The sequence below is a fragment of the Leptospira abararensis genome, assembly GCF_016918735.1.
Taxonomy (GTDB): Bacteria; Spirochaetota; Leptospiria; order Leptospirales; family Leptospiraceae; genus Leptospira_A; species Leptospira_A abararensis.
The window spans coordinates 89711-95710 of the sequence record NZ_JAFFPR010000029.1; the positions used below are offsets into that span (position 1 = coordinate 89711).

Consider the following 6000-nt stretch of genomic DNA (forward strand, 5'->3'; position numbering starts at 1 on the left):
AACGAAAAAGAAACTTCACTTAAAAACCCCCTACCAACCAATCTCCTTCTTATCCCGAAAGAACTTTCCCGTAGGCCCGCTGTCCGGTAACGTTGCCGCCCAGACTATGGTTTCTGCACCTTTCTCTACGGGCCTTGTGGCACTAGCTCCCCCCATATCGGTTTTCACCCAACCAGGACAAACGGAATTGATTTTGATGTTTTTACCAACAGCTTCCACACTCGAAAGACTGGTAAGTGCATTGATAGATGTTTTGGAAATACGGTAAGCGGGATAACCACCACCCATATCGGATAACTGTCCCATCCCAGAACTTACATTCACAATTCGCCCAAAATTGTTTTGGATCATCATCGGTAGAAATGTCTGAATCAAACGAAAAGGGCCATAGAGATTGACGAGAAGGGTTCTGTGTAAGTCTTCAGTTGTGGTATCATAAAAGGAGCCAGGATCGGCAAAGATCCCTGCGTTGTTTACTAGAATGTCTAATTTGCCAAAACTTCCTGTGATGGTATCCAGTGCTTCGCTGATACTTTGTTCCTTGGAAACATCAAGGGAGATGATTTCTCCTTTACCGACAGCCTTTACGGCGGCCAAAGTATCCTCTGCCTCACTGGGGTTTCTGGCACCTATGAGAACATAGATTCCTTGTTTCGCCAAATCAATGGAGACTTGTTTTCCAATCCCTCGGTTGGCCCCTGTGACAAGTGCTATGCGTTCCTTGGATTCTTTCATGGAATCAAATCTCCTTTGGTTGTTTCAATACAATTAATAGACTGACTTTATTTCGATTTAGAAAGTTCCGTGAGCCATTTTTCTGTTTGAGCTTCGATAAAAGCTTTGTCCGTGATGACCCATTTAGACATTAGAACATGCATTCCATTTTCCACCGCCACTTTTTTGTTCAGTGGGTTTGGTGTTTTATCCAATCCAAAGTTTGTATATCCTTCTAACATTTTCGGAACACTGGCCGTTGGATCTTGTTCTTTGTCGGATTTATAGTAGTACAGAAGTAATGCGGGTGAAGTTACCTTTCGAAAGACTTCAGGAACCGCCGCATAGTTTCGTAAATCATTCACACCAACGAGGGCTGCGAAATACTGCTCGGGATACCAGTAGTTATTTCTTTCTGGTAAAACTTTGGGATTGTTATTGTGTACGGAGGCTCTCACTTTTCCTTTCAGCAAATGAATGAAGGTAAGTCCACCAGGATAATTAAACAAATTCAAACTACTATCCACAGGTGCATAAAATGGATTCGCTAAAACGAGACCATCCACTTCTTCTGGATACTCGGAAGCAAGCCAAGTCGCAAGAAGTCCACCCATCGAACTTCCAAACACAACCACGCGGTCACCTTGTGATTGCATCATATACAATGCTTCTCTAGATGCATCTAAGTAGTTGTTAAAATTTTGATCTCTTTGGTCTTCTTTGTTCGTTCCATGACCGGGCAGACGAAGTAAGTACGTATTGGCTTTAAATTTTTTAGCCAACTTTTCCATTACTTCTTCCCCTTCTGCACGAGAGGCACCATATCCATGGATGTACAAAAAAGCGAGGGGAGTTTTTTTACCAAAACTGATATAACGTTCTTCGTTACCCGGTCTGTGGTTCTTTCGTTTGCTTTCGGCTAACTTCTCTTGGAAGTAAACCTCAAAGTTCGCATAACTTAGATTTGCTTTTGGTTGGTAGTTCGGTCGTCCACTGCAAGAAACAAGGACGAAGGAAACAGTGATCAGGAAGACAGTAGACAACTGTCGAAGGTTGTGGAATAAAGAACACGATTTAGCCATACAAATGGAAAATATAACATTGTATTTGCTTTCTTGTAAAGAGAGAAAAACCCTTGGCAGGGGAAGGGTCGTACGAAAAAAGGTAGTAAATACCCATTCTCAGAAGGAACATCCCGGAATGTATAGCCAATTCACAGAGCAACAACTTGAAATCAGAGATTTAGTTCGTAACTTCGTAAGAAAAGAAATCCCACATGAAGTAGCATTGCACTGGGATGAGAAGAACCAACACCCAACAGAACTCATCAATAAAATGCGTTCGGAACTAGGAATTAACGGTCTTGTCATTCCGGAAGAATACGGTGGATGGGGACTCGGCGCGATTGAACAGTGTTTAGCGATCGAGGAACTTTCTCGTGGATGCCTAGGAATCGCTCTTGGGTTTGCTTACACAGGTCTTGGAATTCTTCCTATTCTTAAAGGTGCCACTCACGAACAAAAATTAAAATGGCTTCCAGAAATTGCGGACGGAAAGTTCGGAGTTTCTTTTTGTTTGTCTGAACCAGGTGCTGGTTCAGACGTTCCTGGTATGACCACTCGCGCTGAGAAAAAAGGCGACAAATGGATCATCAACGGAGCGAAACAATGGATCACTGGTGCTTCCGATGCACAAGCCTTTACTGTATTTGCTTATACTGATAAAAACCGCGGAACACGTGGTGTGTCTTGTTTCTACGTTCCACGTAGTGCCAAAGGTCTCACCGTTGGTAAAAAAGAAGACAAACTCGGAATCCGGGCTTCTTCCACTCACCAAGTCATTTTTGAAGATTGTGAAGTGGGTGAAGACGCACTCGTAGGAAAAGAAAACCTTGGTTTCGTTTACGCACTCCAAACATTGAATGCTTCTCGTCCCTTCGTAGCCGTTATGGGTGTGGGTGTGGCACAAGCAGCACTTGACCATGCAGCTCGTTACGCACGTGAGAGAGAACAGTTCGGTGTTAAAATCGGAACTTTCCAAGCAGTGCAACACATGTTAGCTGATATGTCTATCAAAGTAGAAACTGCAAGAGAAATCACTTACAAAGCAGCTCGTCTTTCTGATGCAAACGATCCTAACCTTCCAAAATACTCTGCGATTGCAAAAGCTTACGCATCTGAATGTGCAGTTCAGTGTGCTACTGATGCCGTTCAAATTTTTGGTGGATACGGATACACAAAAGAGTATCCTGTTGAGAAGTTAATGAGAGATTCTAAAATCCTCACTATCTTCGAAGGAACCACTCAAATCCAAAAGAACGAAATTGCAGCTTACGTAATCAAAGAAGCAGCATCTAAAAAAGATTAATTCGATTCACTAGCGATTGTTAGTGGGAAAGCCTCCAGAAATGGGGGCTTTTTTGTATGTTGGGGATCGTTAGAGTTGGTACAGGATGGATATATGTATCCCCGCCCTGAATTGGGTGGGGTGCGTCCACCCGCCACCCAATGACTTCCCTTTACAACACCTCCCCATTTTCCTCCACCAAAAAATTGTCTTTGCAATTTTTTCTAATCATAAGTTCATCTTTCTACATTTATGAATCAAAATATCAAAACGAGAACGGTGACAAATTTAGATCAAAACTCCAGGCTTTGTATCGATCATCTTTGGGAGGAAATCCAAAACCGATATGGTTTCCAAGCACCCAACCCAATGGATTTCCAAGATTTTTTGCCACCGAAAGGTAGGTTTCTCATTTCCGAAGATCTCGAAACGGGGGAAGTGATGGGATCAGTTGCTTATACAAAATTCAGTGATTCACAGTGTGAGTTGGATGCGGTTTATGTATTTCCCAAGTTTCGAAAAAATAAAGTCGCCATATCATTGTTAAGTGAATTAGAAAAACAAGCCCAAAGCGACGGTTATTCTTTCATGGTTCTACGAGCGGGTGCACCCCAACCAGAAGCTCTTTCATTATACAAAAATTTCGGATTCTATGAAATTCAAGCGTTTGGTAAATGGATCACGGATCCCACTGCCATCTGTTTTGAGAAAAAAATAATCTGATTTATTTTCTGGCTGCCCGGGCGGGCTACTCCGGAGTCCGCGTTCGCTCCCCCCTGTTTGCCTAACGGCAAATCAGGGTGCCTTTGGCATCCTTCGTATCCCTGGCAGTAGTATTATCCATCTTAAGTATGTTAGATTTTCAAATTTTAATTAAAAAAAGGGCTGACTCCGTTTTCTTAGTCTGACAGAATCATACTTCTGATTTTTGAGTGGGGGTAAAGATTCGTTGTGAAAAAGAATGAAAGTGAAAAAAAAAATTCCCCTAATGCAATAAAAAACAAACACGAATTGATTTTACGCCAGATGGAATCTTTGGCAAAAATTGGTCACTGGGACGTAGACTTCGTAAATAAAACTCTCCATTGGTCAGAGGGCGTATTCCATATTTTAGAAATGGATCCTTCCTCTATGCCCGTAGACTTAGAAACAGGATTTCAATCTGTCCACCCCGATGACCGTGAACATGCCATGCAACATATGAAAGAGGTATTAGAAACAGGAATCGCTTATGATTTAGAATGTAGGCTCATCACCACGACTGGAAAAGTCAAACATGTTCGATCTCTTGCAGATGTCATTCGGAATGAAAAAAATGAGCCCTTACAAATTGTAGGAATCTTCCAAGACATCACCGAACAAAGAGAAGCTTATCAAACTTTAAAACAACAAGAATCGCGTCTTAGTACCATCCTGCAATCAGAACCAGAATGTGTGAAAGTAGTTTCGCCAGACGGAATCCTTGTCGAGATGAATCCTGCTGGCCTACAAATGATTGAGGCAGACTGTCCTGAGGATGCGGTGGGACAAAAGGTAGAAAACTTAGTGAATCCCATGGATTTGAAATTCTATCAATCAATTCATAATCGCGCTTTGCAAGGAATCAAGTCGAGTACAAGGTTTCGTATCATCGGACTAAAAGGTACGGAAAGATGGATGGAAAGTACTGCCGTTCCTTTGACTAACCCAACTGGAGAGATCATATCTGTTCTTAGTGTAACTCGTGATATTTCAGACAAAGTCATCAGTGAAGAAAAACTCATTCGCATCAAACGAAATCAAGAAGCCCTCATTAATGGAACTTCCGATTTGATTTGGTCATTGGATTCTAAGTTCCGTTTGATTGCAGCAAACCAAAGCTTTTTAGATGTGATGGGATTTCTTCTGGGAACTACTGCCAAGGAAGGTGATTCGGTTCTCATTATGAACCAAGGAGAAGCCTTCTATGAAAAATGGAAGGGTTATTATGAAAGGGGGCTTTCGGGAGAGCGTTTCAAAACGTATGAAAGGTTTATTAGCCCCATCACCCAACTCGAAGAACACCGAGAGGTATTTTTCAATCCGATCAGAAATCCAGAAGATCAAATCACTGGACTTGCTTGTTTTTCTAAAGACATCACGGATTTGATGGCCAAACGAATGGAACTTGTCGCAAGCGAAAAACGTTACCGTGCTCTTGTGGAAAATGGTGTTGATGTGATTGCCATACTAAGCACCGAAGGGAAGGCAAAATATGTATCTCCTTCGATCACTAAAGTTTTAGGATATTCGGAATCGGATGCAATGCATATGAACTTATTCGATTTTTTGCACCCGGATGATGTTCCCAAAATCATCAAACGCTTGGAAGAGGTTTGTTCCATCCCTCAAGGGAATTCCTTGCCGAGCCATAATTTTCGAATCAAACACCAAGATGGTTCTTGGCGGTGGGTGGAGTCTACCATTACCAATCTGATTGAGGATGAAAACATTGGTGGGATTGTAGATAACTTCCATGATGTGACAGAACGTGTTTTCCAAATTACAGCCATCCAGACACAAAACGAAAAATTAAAGGCCATTGCTTGGACCCAGTCCCATGTAGTTCGTAACCCTTTGGCAAAAATTATGGGAATTGTGGATTTGATCAAAACGGGAGCCTTATCCACTGAAGAAGAACGGCAAAGTTTGGACCATCTCATCGAATCTGCTAAGGAAATTAAGGAAAGAATTAAGTCTGAAAGGAAAGTTGAGAAAACCATGGCTACGAATTAGAACTAATTTAGTAGAAGAAGCAAGATAAATTAAGCGGTCTTCAATAATTAATTCAGGGAACTATGACACGTTGGGATTTTAGCACAATGTCCTGAATGATACTGTCCAATTCCTTAGCAGATTCGATGAGATGGTCCAAACTTTGCCGTTCTTCTTCAGTGGATAAGGCTCCCGTTTTGATCAAAT

The 6000-nt window shown here is 41.9% G+C and carries 5 protein-coding genes; 3 read left to right on the plus strand and 2 right to left on the minus strand.

What is annotated here, in order from left to right; translation table 11 throughout:
* Nucleotides 1–30: 30 nt before the first annotated feature.
* Both JWG40_RS10225 and JWG40_RS10230 read right to left on the minus strand, forming a co-directional pair.
* The gene (locus tag JWG40_RS10225; RefSeq protein ID WP_205285711.1) at nucleotides 31–735 is read right to left on the minus strand and encodes an SDR family NAD(P)-dependent oxidoreductase; all 705 of its coding nucleotides are present in this window, start codon (nucleotides 733–735) and stop codon (nucleotides 31–33) included.
* A gap of 47 nt (nucleotides 736–782) precedes the next feature.
* On the minus strand, nucleotides 783–1856 hold the full coding sequence (locus tag JWG40_RS10230) for an alpha/beta hydrolase (protein WP_205285718.1): 1074 nt from the start codon (nucleotides 1854–1856) through the stop codon (nucleotides 783–785).
* 58 nt (nucleotides 1857–1914) lie between these two features.
* On the opposite strand from JWG40_RS10230, the gene JWG40_RS10235 reads away from it, so the two are divergent.
* From JWG40_RS10235 to JWG40_RS10245, 3 genes are all read left to right on the plus strand, one after another.
* On the plus strand, nucleotides 1915–3081 hold the full coding sequence (locus JWG40_RS10235) for an acyl-CoA dehydrogenase family protein (RefSeq protein WP_002986503.1): 1167 nt from the start codon (nucleotides 1915–1917) through the stop codon (nucleotides 3079–3081).
* 231 nt (nucleotides 3082–3312) lie between these two features.
* Nucleotides 3313–3783, plus strand: coding sequence for a GNAT family N-acetyltransferase (locus tag JWG40_RS10240; protein ID WP_205285712.1), 471 nt, complete (start codon nucleotides 3313–3315; stop codon nucleotides 3781–3783).
* A 228-nt stretch (nucleotides 3784–4011) separates the two neighbouring features.
* A complete protein-coding gene (locus JWG40_RS10245; protein ID WP_205285713.1) occupies nucleotides 4012–5814 on the plus strand; it encodes a PAS domain S-box protein in 1803 nt (600 codons plus the stop codon).
* Nucleotides 5815–6000: the final 186 nt, after the last annotated feature.